General features: G+C 73.5%; 12 protein-coding genes. 5 read left to right on the top strand and 7 right to left on the bottom strand.

Features of this window, described 5'->3' with window-relative positions; translation table 11 throughout:
* Window positions 1–45: 45 nt before the first annotated feature.
* Window positions 46–3,516, bottom strand: a complete 3,471-nt coding sequence (locus ACIRPH_RS18640) for an ABC transporter substrate-binding protein (protein WP_402915907.1) — start codon at window positions 3,514–3,516, stop codon at window positions 46–48.
* A 232-nt stretch (window positions 3,517–3,748) separates the two neighbouring features.
* Between ACIRPH_RS18640 and serC the strand changes: the two genes are divergently transcribed.
* Both serC and ACIRPH_RS18630 read left to right on the top strand, forming a co-directional pair.
* Window positions 3,749–4,873, top strand: coding sequence for a phosphoserine transaminase (gene serC / locus ACIRPH_RS18635; RefSeq protein ID WP_402915905.1), 1,125 nt, complete (start codon window positions 3,749–3,751; stop codon window positions 4,871–4,873).
* A 97-nt stretch (window positions 4,874–4,970) separates the two neighbouring features.
* Window positions 4,971–5,984 (top strand): glycerophosphodiester phosphodiesterase family protein, encoded by a 1,014-nt coding sequence (locus ACIRPH_RS18630; protein WP_402915903.1) that lies wholly within the window; start codon window positions 4,971–4,973, stop codon window positions 5,982–5,984.
* Between the two features lie 75 nt (window positions 5,985–6,059).
* Here the strand turns inward: ACIRPH_RS18630 and ACIRPH_RS18625 are convergent, their stop codons facing one another.
* Window positions 6,060–6,509 carry a VOC family protein gene (locus ACIRPH_RS18625; RefSeq protein ID WP_402915901.1) on the bottom strand — a complete coding sequence of 150 codons (450 nt, stop codon included), beginning with the start codon at window positions 6,507–6,509 and terminating at the stop codon, window positions 6,060–6,062.
* 100 nt (window positions 6,510–6,609) lie between these two features.
* Between ACIRPH_RS18625 and ACIRPH_RS18620 the strand changes: the two genes are divergently transcribed.
* On the top strand, window positions 6,610–7,194 hold the full coding sequence (locus ACIRPH_RS18620) for a CGNR zinc finger domain-containing protein (RefSeq protein WP_402916024.1): 585 nt from the start codon (window positions 6,610–6,612) through the stop codon (window positions 7,192–7,194).
* A 189-nt stretch (window positions 7,195–7,383) separates the two neighbouring features.
* Here ACIRPH_RS18620 and ACIRPH_RS18615 read toward each other — a convergent pair whose 3' ends face one another.
* Window positions 7,384–8,451 (bottom strand): hypothetical protein, encoded by a 1,068-nt coding sequence (locus ACIRPH_RS18615; RefSeq protein ID WP_402915899.1) that lies wholly within the window; start codon window positions 8,449–8,451, stop codon window positions 7,384–7,386.
* Between the two features lie 90 nt (window positions 8,452–8,541).
* Here ACIRPH_RS18615 and ACIRPH_RS18610 point away from each other — a divergent pair, with 90 nt between their 5' ends.
* The gene (locus ACIRPH_RS18610) at window positions 8,542–9,267 is read left to right on the top strand and encodes a 3-keto-5-aminohexanoate cleavage protein (protein WP_402915897.1); all 726 of its coding nucleotides are present in this window, start codon (window positions 8,542–8,544) and stop codon (window positions 9,265–9,267) included.
* Window positions 9,268–9,435: 168 nt separating this feature from the next.
* On the opposite strand, the gene ACIRPH_RS18605 is transcribed toward ACIRPH_RS18610, so the two are convergent.
* Entirely contained in the window at window positions 9,436–9,600 is a 165-nt protein-coding gene (locus tag ACIRPH_RS18605) for a hypothetical protein (RefSeq protein WP_402915895.1), read from the bottom strand.
* A gap of 154 nt (window positions 9,601–9,754) precedes the next feature.
* Complete coding sequence (gene thpR / locus ACIRPH_RS18600) at window positions 9,755–10,345, bottom strand: RNA 2',3'-cyclic phosphodiesterase (RefSeq protein ID WP_402915893.1); 591 nt, start codon at window positions 10,343–10,345, stop codon at window positions 9,755–9,757.
* 90 nt (window positions 10,346–10,435) lie between these two features.
* Between thpR and ACIRPH_RS18595 the strand changes: the two genes are divergently transcribed.
* Window positions 10,436–11,158, top strand: coding sequence for a sulfite exporter TauE/SafE family protein (locus ACIRPH_RS18595; RefSeq protein ID WP_402915891.1), 723 nt, complete (start codon window positions 10,436–10,438; stop codon window positions 11,156–11,158).
* 69 nt (window positions 11,159–11,227) lie between these two features.
* Here the strand turns inward: ACIRPH_RS18595 and ACIRPH_RS18590 are convergent, their stop codons facing one another.
* Both ACIRPH_RS18590 and ACIRPH_RS18585 read right to left on the bottom strand, forming a co-directional pair.
* Window positions 11,228–12,646: an MFS transporter gene (locus tag ACIRPH_RS18590; protein ID WP_402915889.1), complete on the bottom strand. Its 1,419-nt coding sequence runs from the start codon at window positions 12,644–12,646 to the stop codon at window positions 11,228–11,230.
* A gap of 157 nt (window positions 12,647–12,803) precedes the next feature.
* On the bottom strand, window positions 12,804–14,273 hold the full coding sequence (locus ACIRPH_RS18585) for an NCS2 family permease (protein WP_402915887.1): 1,470 nt from the start codon (window positions 14,271–14,273) through the stop codon (window positions 12,804–12,806).
* Window positions 14,274–14,450: the final 177 nt, after the last annotated feature.

The following is a 14,450-nucleotide window of genomic DNA, read 5'->3' as shown; positions in this document are numbered from 1 at the left end:
GCGTCGGGCGGTCCCGCGCCACCCCGCCCCGCACCCTCGCCCCGCTCATACGCAGTCCGGGTCGGGCAGGGGCGGGTCCGCGCTGCTCATGCCGCACCGGTGGATGACGTGCTGGCGGTCCCCGCCCGAGTCGGGCCCGACCAGGACCAGCTGCACCAGGCGCTGCGGGAACCAGTGGCCGTCGACCGAGCTGTCGAACTCGAGGTAGCCCGACATGCCGGTCAGGCCGCGCGTGTCCCGGATCCCGCCGAGGAGCTGGTCGCGCTTGGCCTCGTAGTCCTCCTGGGTCCGGAGGAACGGCTGCCGCCCCGGTCCGGGGAACCCCAGCGGCCCCCGCGCGCCGAGCTCCTCGGGGGTCAGGCCGGTGTGCGGCATCGCCCGCGAGACGACGAGGAGGGCGTCGCTGGCCACCGCGGCGTGCGCGATCGACGGGAGCTCGGTCCGCGGAACCGGTTCCCCCTCCTCGTCCCCGTCCTCCCGGTACAGCTCGTCCACGAGGTCGTCCACCGCCGTGTAGAACCCCTGGGAGTCCTCCTCCGCCAGCGCCTCCGAGTCCCCCCAGCTCCCGCTGGCCGCGAGCGGCGTGTAGAACACGGGGTGCTGGAGGGACTGGCTGATGCGGTTCTCCTCGTCGGCGACGAACTTGGCGATGTCGTCCCCTCCGAGGATGGTCATGTCCCCTCCCACGCACGCGGCGCCGCCCGCCGTCCTGAAGTAGTCGTGGAAGGCCGTGAAGTCCGCGGAGCGCCCGGCGAAGTAGAGCAGGTCGGGCGGGTCCTCCGTGCACAGCCGGTCGAGGTGGTCGCGGAAGGTGGTGTCCTCCTCCAGGTCGCCGCTCCCGTACAGGAGGGTCCCGTCGGCGTACTCCTGCGGCCCGAGCCCCCGGACGCCGTCCCAGACGGAGCCTCCCTTCTCCTGGAAGGCCGTCATGAACAGCTCGGCCAGGTGCGGGCCGTACTGCTCGTGCGTCCCCCCGTCCTCCGCCGCCCCCGCACTCGCGATGGCCACGGCCGTGCGTGCGGGTTCCAGCCCGTACCCGACCCCCCGGTCGCTGGTCCACGGCACGCCGTTGCGGGCCCAGTGCGCCGCCTGCTCGGCGATGCGGCTGTTGGCGGGGGCGACGGGGAAGAAGAACTCGTTGTGCCGCCGCTCGCCGGACCGGGCGACGTCGTCGTAGGTGGCGGTGGTGCCGACCATCGGTATCCCGGCGTCGCCGACGATCCGGATGGCCTCGCTGTTGGGCGCGACGCTGTGCCCGAAGCCGACCGCGCCGATGGGGCGGTCCATGCCGAGGCGCGTGTTCCCGGCCCGCGCGGCGATCTCCCGCGCGGTCTCCTCGGCGTGGGCCCACGCCTCCCCCGCGTTGCCGATCAGGATCTTGATCTTGGGCGTGCCGTCCTTTCCGACCAGCTCGTTGTGCTGGTCCTGCTGGAAGGCCAGGCCCAGCAGCTCGCCCTGGGCCCCGGACAGCGAGGGGTCCGCGGGGTCCGCGATCTCGAGTTCGGCGATGTAGGCGACGGTGACGTAGGGGTCCCCGCTCTCGTCGACCGCCCGGTTCTGGTCCCGGATGCGCCCGGTCACCTCCTCCAGCCGCTCGTGGAACACGAAGTCCCCGAAGGAGACGCCGGCGCACTGGCCGTTCCTCGTGTCGATCCCGGCGGGGACCGCCAGGCCCCGCTGCACGCAGGGGTGCAGGGCGGGGACGACCACCGTTCCGAGGAGGACCGCGAGGGCGACGCAGGCCGCGGCGCCCGCCGTCCAGCGCGCGGCGAGGACGGGGGCGGTGGGCACCCAGACGGGTTCGGGCCGCCAGGAATCATCGAACCGGCCCTCGCGCAGCGGACCGACGTCCAGGGCGACGAGCCGACGGGCGCCGAGCCGCCCGGCGGCGTGGCGCGCCCTGGTCCAGCGGGCGACCTCCGGGGCCCGCTGCGCGGCGCCCTCCCCCTCGGGGAGGGACGGGTACCGGTCGGTGTCCACCCCGCCCCGCACGAGCGGAGGGGTGGAGCCGCACCGGACCTGCACGATCAGGAGGGGGTCGGGGAAGCCGCGGCGCAGCCGTTCGTCCTCGATGAGGAGGACGAGGTAGCGGGCCACCGGGTCGAGGCGCTCCTGCTCCAGGAGGAGCACGGGGCGCTGCCTGAGCTTGCGCCCGTGGCGTCCGGCCGCGCCGTAGGCGTGGTGGAGGTCGTCGAGGAGGGCGTTGACGGCGAGCCGGTGGACGCCGGGCGGCCTGGTGTCCGCGCTGATCCGTCCGACCCCCGCGTCGCGGTCGTTGAGCTGGTTGAGGACGTGGATCCCGCGTACGCGGTGGTTGGGGGGAGCCTCGTCGCCGCCCGCCTCGGGGGAGACGTAGCGGTGCCGGTTGAGCCAGCGGTAGGGCCACCAGGGCAGGAGCACGAAGAACGCGACGACCGCGTAGCTGGCCGTCAGCCCGATCCCGGCGAGGAGTCCGACCAGCTCGTTGACCTGCTGGGCGACCAGTCCCAGGACGGCGAAGGGCGTGGCGGTGACGACGAGGGAGACGACGAAGGCCAGCGGGGTGAGCAGTCTCTCGTCGAGCTTGCCGAAGGTGACCCGGTCGGAGACGCGGGTCGTCCAGCGGGAGGTGCGGGAGGCGGCGGCGGCGAGCCAGCGCCAGCGCACGACGAAGGAGAGCCGGGAACGCTCCCACCGGGACGGGGCGCCGGCCGGGGCCCCGCCGCCCCCGGTGTCCGGCGCCCGTTGTCCGGCTTCGCCGAGGAGGCGCTTGCGCCGTTCCCCGGCGTTGACCAGCCGGACCCGGCGCAGCTCGTTGATCACCTCCACCAGGGTCTTGCTGTCGCTGCTGAGCGCGACCCTCTCCTGGGCGACCTCGGATCCGGAGACGTTGGCCTGCACCGTGGCCGGTTCGCACCTGCGCAGCCACAGCAGGGAGCTCAGGCGGGTGAAGCGGGGCGGTGCCGGGGGCTTGCGGCGGGACGGCGGTTCGGGCTGGTCGCCGGGCCGGGCAAAGCGGCCGTCGACGAGGCGTTCCAGCAGGTCGTAGAGCTGTTCGGTGGTGACGGGGGCGTCCTCGTCCGGGTGCCCGGCCTCCTCCGTGCCCGGTGACGGGGCGGTCGGCGGCGCACCGGCGCCCTCCGCGCCCGGTCGCGGCGCGGAGGGCGCCCCTCCGGTCTCCGTGTCCCCGCCGGCACCGTCCCCGCCGGGCGGGAGCGGCTCCACCGGGTCCTCCGCCTCGGGCAGGCGCCACAGGAGGTCGGCCCCGCCCTGGTCCACGAGCATGCGCAGGACCCGCGCGCGGTCGCCGGGCGTGTCGACGGACAGGTCCAGCACGGGGGGCGGCTCGGCGACGTCGCCGCGCTGGAGGCCGTCGTGCTTCTCCGCGGGGAGGCGGCGGGCCACCCGGCGCTCCATGCGGGCCAGGAGGGTGTGCCTGCGGCGAGGGGGGCGGGCCCGCAGCGCGTCGAAGACGGCCAGGAAGCGGGGCGGCGCCCCGGGGTCGGCGGTCCGGGCGCCGGACTCGTCGTCAACCACTCGCGAAAACCCCTTCACGGCTCGTGTCGGTCCCGTCACTCCCCCCGAAGCTGGTGCTCATTAGACAACAAAGGCGCCGGAAGTTTCATCCGTTTTGGCGGAATTGGCACTGGCCCATACCGGCCAGAACTTCTGTGAATGTGACAATTCAATCCTCCGATCACGCGCACGCACGCCGTGAACGGAGGCCCTGACCGGCCGCGTCACCGCTCCCACCACTACGCTGGGAACCGTGACCGACGAGATTCAGATCCCCGCGAACCTGCTGCCCGCCGACGGCCGTTTCGGCAGCGGCCCGTCCAAAGTGCGCCCCGCCCAGCTGGAGGCCCTGGCCTCCTCCGGCTCCCGCTACATGGGGACCTCCCACCGGCAGAAGCCGGTCAAGTCCCTGGTCTCCCGGGTGCGCGCCGGCGTGAGCGACCTCTTCTCCCTGCCCGACGGGTACGAGGTCGTCCTCGGCAACGGCGGGACCACCGCCTTCTGGGACATCGCCGCGCACGGCCTGCTGCGCTCCAGGTCCCAGCACCTGTCCTTCGGCGAGTTCTCCGGCAAGTTCGCGAAGGTCGCCAAGGGCGCCCCGTGGCTGGAGGAGCCCACCGTCATCAGCGCCGACCCCGGCAGCCACGGCGAGCCCGTCGCCGAGGCCGGTGTGGACGTGTACGCCCTCACGCACAACGAGACGTCCACCGGCGTGGCCGCCCCCGTCAAGCGGGTCGCGGGCGCCGACGACGACGCGCTCGTCCTGGTGGACGCCACCAGCGGGGCGGGCGGCCTGCCCGTCGACATCACCGAGACGGACGTCTACTACTTCGCCCCGCAGAAGAGCTTCGCCGCGGACGGCGGGCTGTGGCTGGCGGTCATGTCGCCCCGCGCCCTGGCCCGCGTGGACGAGATCGCCGCGAGCGGCCGGTACATCCCCGAGTTCTTCTCGCTGACCACCGCGGTGGACAACTCCCGCAAGGACCAGACGTACAACACCCCGGCCGTGGCCACGCTGCTGCTGCTCGCCGAGCAGCTGGAGTGGATGAACACGCGGGGCGGGCTGGAGTGGACGGTGGCGCGCACCGCCGAGTCCTCCTCCATCCTCTACGACTGGGCCGAGAAGTCCCCGGTCGCGACCCCGTTCGTGACCGACCCGGCCAAGCGCTCCCAGGTGGTCGGCACCATCGACTTCAGCGACGACGTCGACGCCGCCGCCGTCGCGAAGGTCCTGCGCGCCAACGGCGTGGTCGACACCGAGCCGTACCGCAAGCTCGGCCGCAACCAGCTGCGCGTGGCCATGTTCCCGGCCGTCGAGCCGAGTGACGTCCAGGCGCTCACCGCGTGCGTGGACCACGTGCTCACCGAGCTGTCCTGACCCGTTCGTCCCACGTTGCACAATGGTGGCCGACCCGTGTTCCCACGGGTCGGCCTCCCTCTTTCCCGGCATCTCGGCTTCTCAGGACGGTTCGGCTGTGCGCAGGAACAAGAACAAGCAGGAACTCCCCATCAAGATCATCTCCCACCGGGGTGCGTCGGGGCACCGTCCCGAGCACACGCTGGCCTCCTACGAGCTGGGCGCCCGGTACGGCGGCGACTTCATCGAGATCGACCTGGTCGCCACCCGGGACGGGAAGCTGATCTGCCGCCACGAGCAGGAGATCGGCGGCACCACGGACGTGGGCGAGCGCCCGGAGTTCGCCGACCGGCGCACCACCCGGACCGTGGACGGCCGCGAGACCACCGGGTTCTTCGCCCAGGACTTCACCCTGGAGGAGATCCGGACCCTGCGCGCCGTGGAGCGCATGCGGGACGTGCGCGCCATGAACGCCCTGATGGACGGCGACTACGGGATCCCGACCCTGGACGAGGTGATCGGGCTGGCCTTCTCGCTCACCAAGGAGCTGGGACGGCCGATCGGGATCTACCCCGAGACCAAGCACCCCGCGTACCACGCCGCCCAGGGCCTGGAGCTGGAGCCGGCCCTGATCGCGGCCCTGCGCGAGGCGGGTCTGACCGGCCCCGAGCCGGCCCTGCCGGTGTTCCTGCAGTCCTTCGAGGCCGAGAGCCTGCGCAAGCTCGCCGTGACGGAGCTCCCGCTGGTGTTCCTGCTCGGCACCGAGGACCGCTGGCTGCACCACACGACGCCGGAGGGCCTGGCCGAGGTCGCGGCCTTCGCCCAGGCCATCGGCCCCGCGAAGGGCCTGGTCATCCCCACCGACGAGGACGGCAACCTGGGAGAGCCCACCGACCTCGTCGAGAACGCGCACGCCGCCGGGCTGCTGGTGCACCCGTACACGTTCCGCAGCGAGAACCACTTCCTCCCCGTCGACCTGCGCTCGGACGCCGGGCCGAGCGACTACGGGGGCTTCGCCGCCGAGTACGAGGCGTTCTTCGAGCTCGGCGTGGACGGCGTGTTCACCGACTTCTCCCGGCACGCGTTCCTGGCGCGCGAGCACTTCCTCGACCCCCAGCCCGTCGAGGACTGACGGCCGCGCCCGCCGGGCCCGTCCGGCGCCGCCCGCCCGTGTCGCGGAGCGCCGCCCCCCGGCCCCGGTCGGGCGTCACTGCACGTCGAACTCGTTGCCCTCGGGGTCCCGCATGGTGACGTGCGAGGCCCCGGGCTCGTCCACGGCCCGCACGAAGGTCGCCCCCAGCCCCTCCAGCCGCGCGACCGTGTCGGCCCGGCGCGCGGCCCCCACCTTCAGGTCGACGTGCAGGCGGTTCTTCACGGTCTTGGGCTCCGGCACGACCTGGAAGAGCACGCGCCGCCCCAGCCCGATGCCGGTGCTCCCGTCCACCGGGTCGTCGGGGTGGCGGATGGCGACGACCGTGGCGAAGACCTTGCGCCCGTCCACCTCCCGGAGGTCCTCCTCCTTCACGAGCCCCTCCGCCAGCAGGCGGTCGATGAGCACGGTGTTGTCCTCGGGCTCGTACTCCATCGCCCGGGCCCAGAACAGCGAGAGGGCGACGGGGTCCGCGCAGTCCACCACGAGCTGCCATTCGACTGCCATCGGGTTCTCCTCGGCTCTGTGGCGGGACCGTCCGGACATGGCCCCGACCGCTGATTCCAGTTATAGTGGTTACATGACCCGGGACACAACAGGCTTGCCGATGCGTCCCCTGCACGGCTCCCCCTTCGTCTTCGACCCCGGCGCCCTGTGCCTGGAACTGCTCGTCACCGGCGCCCCCGGCGCGTACGCGCACTACGAGGTCCTCCACGGGCCCCGGGACCTCGCCGAGTGGCTCGCCCTGTCCCGGCTCCGCCTGGACCCGGAGCTGGTCGGGGTCACCGAGGCGGAACTCGGCGCCGCACGGCGCCTGCGCGACTCGCTCTGGCGCCTGGCCGAGGCGCGCACGGGCGGCCGCCCCCTCCCGCCGGAGGACGTCGCCGAGGTCAACCTGGCCGCGTCCCGCCCTCCCCTGGTCCCCGCCATGGACGCCGGGGCGGACCGGTCCTGGGTCCAGCCGGCCGGTGCGACCGCCGTCCTGTCCACCATCGCCCGCGACGCGGTCGACCTGTTCACCGGCGACCACGCCGACCGGATCCGCGAGTGCGGCTCCGACGACTGCCGGCTGGTCTTCGTGGACACCTCGCGGCCGGGCCGGCGGCGCTGGTGCTCGATGGAGCGCTGCGGCAACCGCCAGAAGGTCCGGGCGCTGCGCGCCCGCAGGGAGGCGGCGGAGGGCCCGCCGTGACGGCGCGGCCGCCGCGGTCGGCGCCCCCGGGGCCGGCGGCCGTGCGGTGCGACGTCCCCGCCGCGTCCCGGCACCGGAGGTCAGCCCCGCCGTGACCGGGGCCGGGGGGCGGTCCGCCGTGACCGCGGCCTGGCACCACCCCGCCGCGTCCCGGGGCCGGGGGCAGCCCGCCCCGTCCCGGAACCGGGGTCAGCCCCGGCGGGCGAGCAGGACGATCCCGGCGATGAGCACGGCCGCGACGCCGGCCCCGCCCAGGATGAACGGCAGCGCGCTCCCGCCCCCGCCGCCGTCCTCCGCCGGGGTCCCGCCGTCCTCCTCCCCGGGGGGCGCGTCCTCCGCCTCGACCTCCACCGGTTCGTCGGTCAGGTACCGGTCCTCCAGGGGGATCCGCCACACGGGGGCGTGCAGCCCCTCGGTGCCCGCCATGAGCGCGGTCCCGTCGGGGGTGAACGCCACCGACTCTCCCTGGTCGGACTCGGGCAGGTCGAAGGAGCCGATCGGCCGCCCGGGCACACCGTCGGTGGAGTCGTAGACCGTGGCTCCCCAGTACGTGCGGATCACGTAGCGGGTGCCGTCCGGGCCGAACGCGGCGTCGGTGGCGAACAGCGGCGCGGAGTCGATCCGCTCCAGGACGTTCGCGCCCTCGGGGTCCAGGACCTCGGGGGCCGCGTAGAGGCCGCCGGAGAACTCCTTGGACACCACGTACACGCGCCCGTCGCGGGGGTCGATCATCATCGACTCCGCGTCCCGGCCGCCGTCCGCGTACGTGAAGGTGAGCGTCACCGGCTCGACCGCCCCGTCGGCGAGGACCGCCGGTTCCGGGAAGCGGTACACCCTGTACTCGGCCCAGCTGCCGCCGAAGTTGTCGCCGATGTCGGCCACGAAGACCGCCGGCTCGCCGTCGGGCCCCTCCGCGACGGCGACCGCCTCCCAGTCGCGCCGCTCCAGGCCCAGGGAGAGCGTGGCGAGCGTCTGCCCCTCCCCGTCGACCGCGTACACCTCGCTCGGGTGCTCGCCGCTGTCGTTGTGCGTCCACCACACGTCCTCGTGCAGCGCGGAGGGCGCGATGCCGCTGGACTCGGAGATCCTCGCGTCCTGGAACTCGAACGCCACCTCCGAGCCCTCCGGCCCCTCCCCGCCCCTCGGGTAGTCGACACCGCCGCTCGACGCGCCCGGGTCCTCGGGGGACGCCGAGGCCGGGGCGGCGGGAAGGGCCGCGAGCAGTGCGGTCGCGGCCAGCGCGAGCGGTCTTCTCATGGACGACATCCTGCCAGGGGACGGCGGGGGTGGCTTGCGCCCGGGTGCGAACGGGCACATTCGGCTTACGGAGCGCCGTGAGGAGAGCCCATGAGGATCGTCGCCTGCCTGAACGGGGACCGCCGCCCCGGAGCGCACCCCGCCCTGCCCGTGTCCGTCGACCAGCTGGTGGCGGACGCCCACGCGGTGGTGGCCGCCGGCGCGGACGCCATCCACGTCCATCCGCGCGACCCGGGGGGCGCCGAGTCGCTGGAACCGCAGGTCGTCGCGTCGCTGATGGAGGGACTGCGGTCCGAGGGGCCGGACGTCCCGGTGTCCCTGACCACGTCGCTGTCGGCGGAGTCGGACCCGTGGCGCCGCTACGACCTGGTGCAGAGATGGGCGTCCCCGCTGTTACCCGACTCGGTCACGCTGAACCTGCACGAGGCCGGCTCGGTGGACCTGGCCCACCTCCTGGACGACCGCCGGGTGGACGTGGAGGCGGGCGTGTGGACCGTGGAGGCGGCCCGGATCCTGGTCGCCACGAAGATGCGGGTGTCCGCCGTCCTGGTCGAGCCCACCCAGGTCGCGGTGGAGGACGCCGAGCGCAACGCGAACGCGATCCTCTCCCTCCTGGACCGCGCGCGGGTGGGCGCGCCCCGGATGCTGCACGGGACGGACGCGACCGCGTGGCCGATGCTGGAGGCCGCCGTGGCCTCGGGCCACGACGTCCGGATCGGCCTGGAGGACACCATGCGGCTCCCGGACGGGACGGAGGCGCACGACAACGCGGCGCTGGTGGCGCACGCCGCGAGCCTGGCCGCCGCGGCCGCCTGACCCGGCCGGGTCCGTCCGCCGTACCGGACGGCGGGGACGCCTGCTTCTTCCGCGCGGCCCGGGAGGTCCGCCCCGTCGGCGCGCAGGGCCCGTGCGCCCCGGTCCCGGTGTGCGGGTCCGGAACCTCGGCGCGGTCCCGCGCGGTCACGGCACCCGGTCGGTCCGCCGCTACGGGCGTGCGCGGGCGGCGGCGCCCACGCCGGTCCCCGGGTCCCGGGCGGTCCCGGGGAGGAGCCCGGCTAGGACGAGGTCGTCGGTGCCGATCGCGAGGGCGGTGGGCGTGGGGCGCACCGGCCAGCCGGAGCCGCGCGTCCCGGTCGTGTGTGGAGTCATGGCGGCGCGCCAGACCCCTGACGCAGGCGTCAAGGTCAAGCGCCGACCGTGCGGGGGGCTCAGCCGAGGAGGGCGCCCAGGACCACGATCAGCATGATGGAGCCGAGGACCACGGGCAGCAGCCACCGCTGCTTGCGGTTGTTGGTGAGCATGCTCATGACGTGCTGCGCTCCGGTGGTCGGGTGGGATCCGGCTTCCAGCCTAACGCCCAGGTCCGGACGGTCCGGTAGCGGTCCGCCGACCCGGGCCGGCTCTCCACGAGGTGCATCTCCCGCGCCTCCCACCTGCGGCTGCGCAGGGTCCCGAGGGAGTGGACGGTGCCGGAGAGGTCCCGCGCGGGGCGGCTCCGGGCGACCGTGATGTGCGGCACGTACGGGCGGTGGTCGACCTCGATCCCGATCCGGTCGGCGGCGGCCCTCAGCCGGTCGACGAGGATGCCGAGGGCCTGGGTGTCGCCGTTGACGCCGGCCCACAGCACGGAGGTCCGGGCGTTGCTGCGCGGGAAGGTCCCCCAGCCGCGCGCCGCGAGCTCCAGGGACCGCCGGTTGCGCGCCACCCGGCCGAGCGCCCCGGTGAGCCCGGGCAGCAGGTCGTCGTCGACCCGCCCGAGGAAGAGCAGGGTCAGGTGCCATGCACCGGGAGGCGTCCACCTCAGGTCGGGGGTGTGCCTGCGCCCCCGGTCGACGGCCTCGCGCACCGTCTCCACCACGTCCGGGGGAGGCGCCAGGGCAACGAACAGTCTCATCCCCCCATCCTTCCCTCCCGTGTCCACGGCCGCATCCCGGGGAGTAGGGTCTGCGGGTTCCCGCCGCCGCGCCCCCGGAGCCGCCCGCCCATGCTCGTCCTCTCCTGCGTCTTCGTGGTCCTCGCCCTGGGGTCCCTGGTGCGCGCCACGACCGGGTTCGGCTTCTCCCTGGTGGCGGTGCCGCCGCTGGCCCTGCTCGCGGACCCGGTGACGGCGGTCGTGGTGGCCGGGCTGATGTCGGCGCCGGTGAGCGTGTGGATCACCGCGCGGGACCGCCGCCACGTGGACCGCCGCCTGGCGGCCCTGTTCCTGGGGTTCGGGCTGTCCGGGGTGCCGTTGGGCGTGTGGCTGCTCGCCGTGCTGCCCGAGCGGGCCCTGACGGCGGCGATCGCCGTGATGGTCCTGGTCGGGACGTTCCTGGTGTGGCGGAGGACCCCCATCCCCGGCGGTACGCCGACGCTGGCGGGGGTGAGCGCCCTGTCGGGTGCGTCGTTCGCCTCGACGGGCGTCGACGGCCCGCTGATGGTGGCGGCGCTCCAGGGGAGCGGGCTGGAGCCCCGCGTGCAGCGGGCGACCCTGTCGGTGATGTTCTCGGCGACGAGCGCCGCCTCGCTGGCGGGGTTCTGGATCAGCGGCAGGCTGACGCCGGAGGTCGGCTCGCTGCTGCTGGTCGGGGTCCCCGCGATGCTGGTCGGCATGGCGGTGGGCGAGCGGGTCTTCCGCCGGCTGGACGCCGAGCTGTTCCGCCGCGCGGTCCTGTGGCTGCTGCTGATCAGCTCGGTGTCGGTGGTGGCGCGGGCGGCCACCGTCTGACCGGTCCCGCGCGGTCGGCGGGACGCGGTCTCCGGCCGTGCCCCGAGGACGGCGGGGCCCGGCCGGGTCTCAGGTGCGGGTGACCGCGTCCTCCGGGGGCCGTCCGGGGCCGTCGGTCCCCCGGGCGGGCCCGGCCGCGGTCGCGCCGTCCGCGCCGCGCCCGTCCGGGGCCGGCCCGGCTCCGGCGTCCTCCGCCGGGGCCGGTGCGGCTCCGGCGTCCTCCGCCGGGGCCGGTGCGGCCGCGGCGGTCCGCCGGCGCCCCGGCAGGAGGTCGCGCACCCCGACGCCGTGGACCCTGAACAGCGGTCCCGTCAGGGCCGCGACCACCAGCACGGTGACCGTGCCCCCGATGACGAGGCTGGCCTGCGGGCCGAACGCGTCGGCCAGCAGGCCCACCACGGGGGCTCCGATGGGCGCCACGCCCATGAACACCAGCAGGAACATGCTCATGACGCGACCGCGCATCTGGGGGTCGACGCTGAGCTGGAAGGTGGCGTTGAGCGTCGTCACGTAGGTCAGGAAGGCCATGCCCATGGGGACCAGCACCACGACGAACGCCACGTAGCCGGGCATCAGCCCCGCCGCCACCTGGAGCAGGCCGAAGGCCATCGACCCGATCAGCACCAGGCGCACCCGGGGCCGGTCGCGCCGGGCCGCGAGGAGGGCCCCGATCAGGGCGCCCACGGCCAGGAAGGCCGCGGCCACCCCGAACGCGGCCGCGCCCGCCTCGAAGACGTTGTTGACCACCAGCGCGATCTGGTTCTGCCCGTTGGCCCCGAAGAACTGGGTGGCGGCGGCGAGGATCAGCAGCAGCACGAGGTCGCGCCGGCCCCCGATGTAGCGCAGGCCCTCGCGGATCTGGCCCTTGCCCCGGGGCACCGGCTCGGTGGTGGTGAGCTCGGCGGTGCGGATCATCGCCAGGGCGATGATCGTGAACCCGAACGACGCGCCGTTGATCAGGAACACGGGACCGCTGCCGATCACGGCGATGAGCAGTCCGGCGACGGCGGGGCCGGTGACCCTGCCGAGCTGGAAGCTGGCGCTGTTGAGGGCGATCGCGTTGGACAGGTGCTCGCGGTCGACCATCTCGGGGACGAAGGCCTGGCGGCCGGGGTTGTCGAGCACGGTGACCAGGCCGAGGGCGAAGGCGAACACGTACACGTGCCAGACCTCGGCCGCGCCGGCGGTCGCGAGGACGCCCAGGGCGACGGCGAGCGCTCCCATGAGGCTCTGGGTGCAGATCAGGAGCCTGCGCTTGTCCAGGCGGTCCACCAGCGCGCCGCCCCACAGCCCGAAGAGGAGCAGGGGCAGGAACTGGAGCGCGGTGGTCATGCCGAGCGCGATGCCGCTGCCGCCGCTGAGCTGGAGGACCAGCCAGTCCTGGGCGATGCGCTGCATCCAGGTGCCGGGGTTGGAGAGGAGCTGGCCGAGGGCGTAGAGCCGGTAGTTGCGGACGGCCAGGGAGCGGAACATGGCGATACGCCGCATCAGTCCCTTCCCTCCCGGACGGGTCGCCGGGGAGGGGCTGACGCGGCTGTCGACCGATGGTGCGGACACATAAGTAAACGGCGTTGACTCATCACTCGGGTCAACGCCGTCCACTGTCTCAGGAATTCCCGTCCCCCTACGAGGGGGACGCGCGGGATCAGCCGATGAGCGCGTAGATCGGGGCCTCGGCGAAGTGGAGGAGGAAGACCGCCGAGACCACCCACATGAGGGGGTGGACGTGGCGCGGCCTGCCCTCGACCAGGCGCACGAACGTGTAGACGATGAACGCCATCCCGATGCCGTTGGCGATCGAGTACGTGAACGGCATGATCACGATCGCGAAGAACGACGCCAGGCCGACGGCCGGGTCCGTGAAGTCGATCTTGCCGACCGGCAGCAGCATCATGAAGCCGACGATGACGAGGACCGGCGTGGCGGCCTCGAACGGCACGATGGTGACCAGCGGCGCGAAGAAGGTCGCGACGACCATCATCAGACCGGTGACGATGGGCGCGATGCCGGTGCGCGCGCCCTCCGCGACGCCCGCGGCGGACTCGGCGTACACCGTCGCGATGGACGCGGAGGCCGCGCCGCCGAAGATCGTGCCGAAGGCGTCCATGGCCAGGACCTCGCGGGTCCGGGGCAGGTTGCCGTTCTCGTCGGTCAGCTCCGCCTGGTGGGCGACGCCCACCATGGTGCCCATGGTGTCGAAGAAGTCGGCCAGCATCAGGGTGAACAGCAGCATCACGACGGTGGCGACGCCCACGTCGGACCAGCGGCCCACGATGTTGAAGCCGCCCTCGGCGAACAGGCCGATGAGGGAGAAGTCGGGGAGGGCGACGACGTCGCCGACCGAGGTCGGCAGGCTCGGGGTGGAGCCAGGCAGCTGCCAGGCCAGTCCCTCGCCCCGGTCGCCGAACAGCGCCTGGATCGCGATCGCGGCGACCGTGGAGACGATGATGCCCAGCAGCATCGCGCCGGGGACCTTGCGGACGTAGAGCGCGATGGTGACCAGGAGGCCGATGACGAAGACCAGCAGGGGCAGGGTGTTCAGGCCGCCGCTGCCGAGGCTGACGATCGTGCCGCCGCCGCCCTGGATGAAGCCGGAGTTGACGAAGCCGATGATCGTCAGGAACAGGCCCACGCCGACGCCGATGGCGATCTTCAGCCCGCCGGGGATCGCGGCGAAGACGGCGGTGCGGAAGCCGGTCATCACCAGGACCGTGAGGATGAGGCCCTCGACGATCAGCAGGAGGAAGACGTCGGACCAGGCCATCAGCGGGGCGACCCCGTACGCGACGACGGCGTTGAGGCCCATGCCCGCGGCGAGCGCGAACGGGTAGCGGCTGACGACGCCCATCAGGATGCTGCTGATCGCGGCGACCAGGGCGGTGACGGCGACGAGCTGGGGGACCTCCAGGACCTCGCCGTTGACGTCCGCGGTGCCGTTCAGGATCAGGGGGTTCAGCACGATGATGTAGGCCATGGCGAAGAAGGTCGCCAGACCGCCGCGGATCTCGGTGCCGAACGTGGAGCCGCGCTCGGAGATGTGGAAGAAGCGGTCCACGCGGCCCCGGGGGGCGGAGGCCGCTCTGTCGTCGGTGGGGGATGGAGTTGGTGCGTTCACGTCGTCAGCCTGACCTGGTCGTGTTACCGGACAACAAGGATTCTGCGCCAGATTAGTTGCATCTTCATACAACAGCTGACGCTCGTTTCACGGGAGTTTCATAGAAATCGCCATATGGTCGGATGATCGGTTCAGAGAGTGTGACGAACGCTTCCCTGGTCGGAGCGGTCGGCGCCG

The organism is Nocardiopsis sp. NPDC101807, assembly GCF_044766605.1.
In the GTDB taxonomy this organism is placed as follows: domain Bacteria; phylum Actinomycetota; class Actinomycetes; order Streptosporangiales; family Streptosporangiaceae; genus Nocardiopsis; species Nocardiopsis tropica.
This window is presented reverse-complemented; position numbering and strand designations above follow the sequence as displayed.

What these genes read in the sequence shown, in the direction of transcription:
- ACIRPH_RS18590 (WP_402915889.1), bottom strand. Translation starts at nt 12,646, where the DNA reads ATGCGGCGTATCGCCATGTTCCGCTCCCTGGCCGTCCGCAACTACCGG.
- ACIRPH_RS18605 (WP_402915895.1), bottom strand. Translation starts at nt 9,600, where the DNA reads ATGACTCCACACACGACCGGGACGCGCGGCTCCGGCTGGCCGGTGCGC.
- ACIRPH_RS18615 (WP_402915899.1), bottom strand. Translation starts at nt 8,451, where the DNA reads ATGAGAAGACCGCTCGCGCTGGCCGCGACCGCACTGCTCGCGGCCCTT.
- ACIRPH_RS18625 (WP_402915901.1), bottom strand. Translation starts at nt 6,509, where the DNA reads ATGGCAGTCGAATGGCAGCTCGTGGTGGACTGCGCGGACCCCGTCGCC.
- thpR (WP_402915893.1), bottom strand. Translation starts at nt 10,345, where the DNA reads ATGAGACTGTTCGTTGCCCTGGCGCCTCCCCCGGACGTGGTGGAGACG.
- ACIRPH_RS18595 (WP_402915891.1), top strand. Translation starts at nt 10,436, where the DNA reads ATGCTCGTCCTCTCCTGCGTCTTCGTGGTCCTCGCCCTGGGGTCCCTG.
- ACIRPH_RS18620 (WP_402916024.1), top strand. Translation starts at nt 6,610, where the DNA reads ATGCGTCCCCTGCACGGCTCCCCCTTCGTCTTCGACCCCGGCGCCCTG.
- ACIRPH_RS18610 (WP_402915897.1), top strand. Translation starts at nt 8,542, where the DNA reads ATGAGGATCGTCGCCTGCCTGAACGGGGACCGCCGCCCCGGAGCGCAC.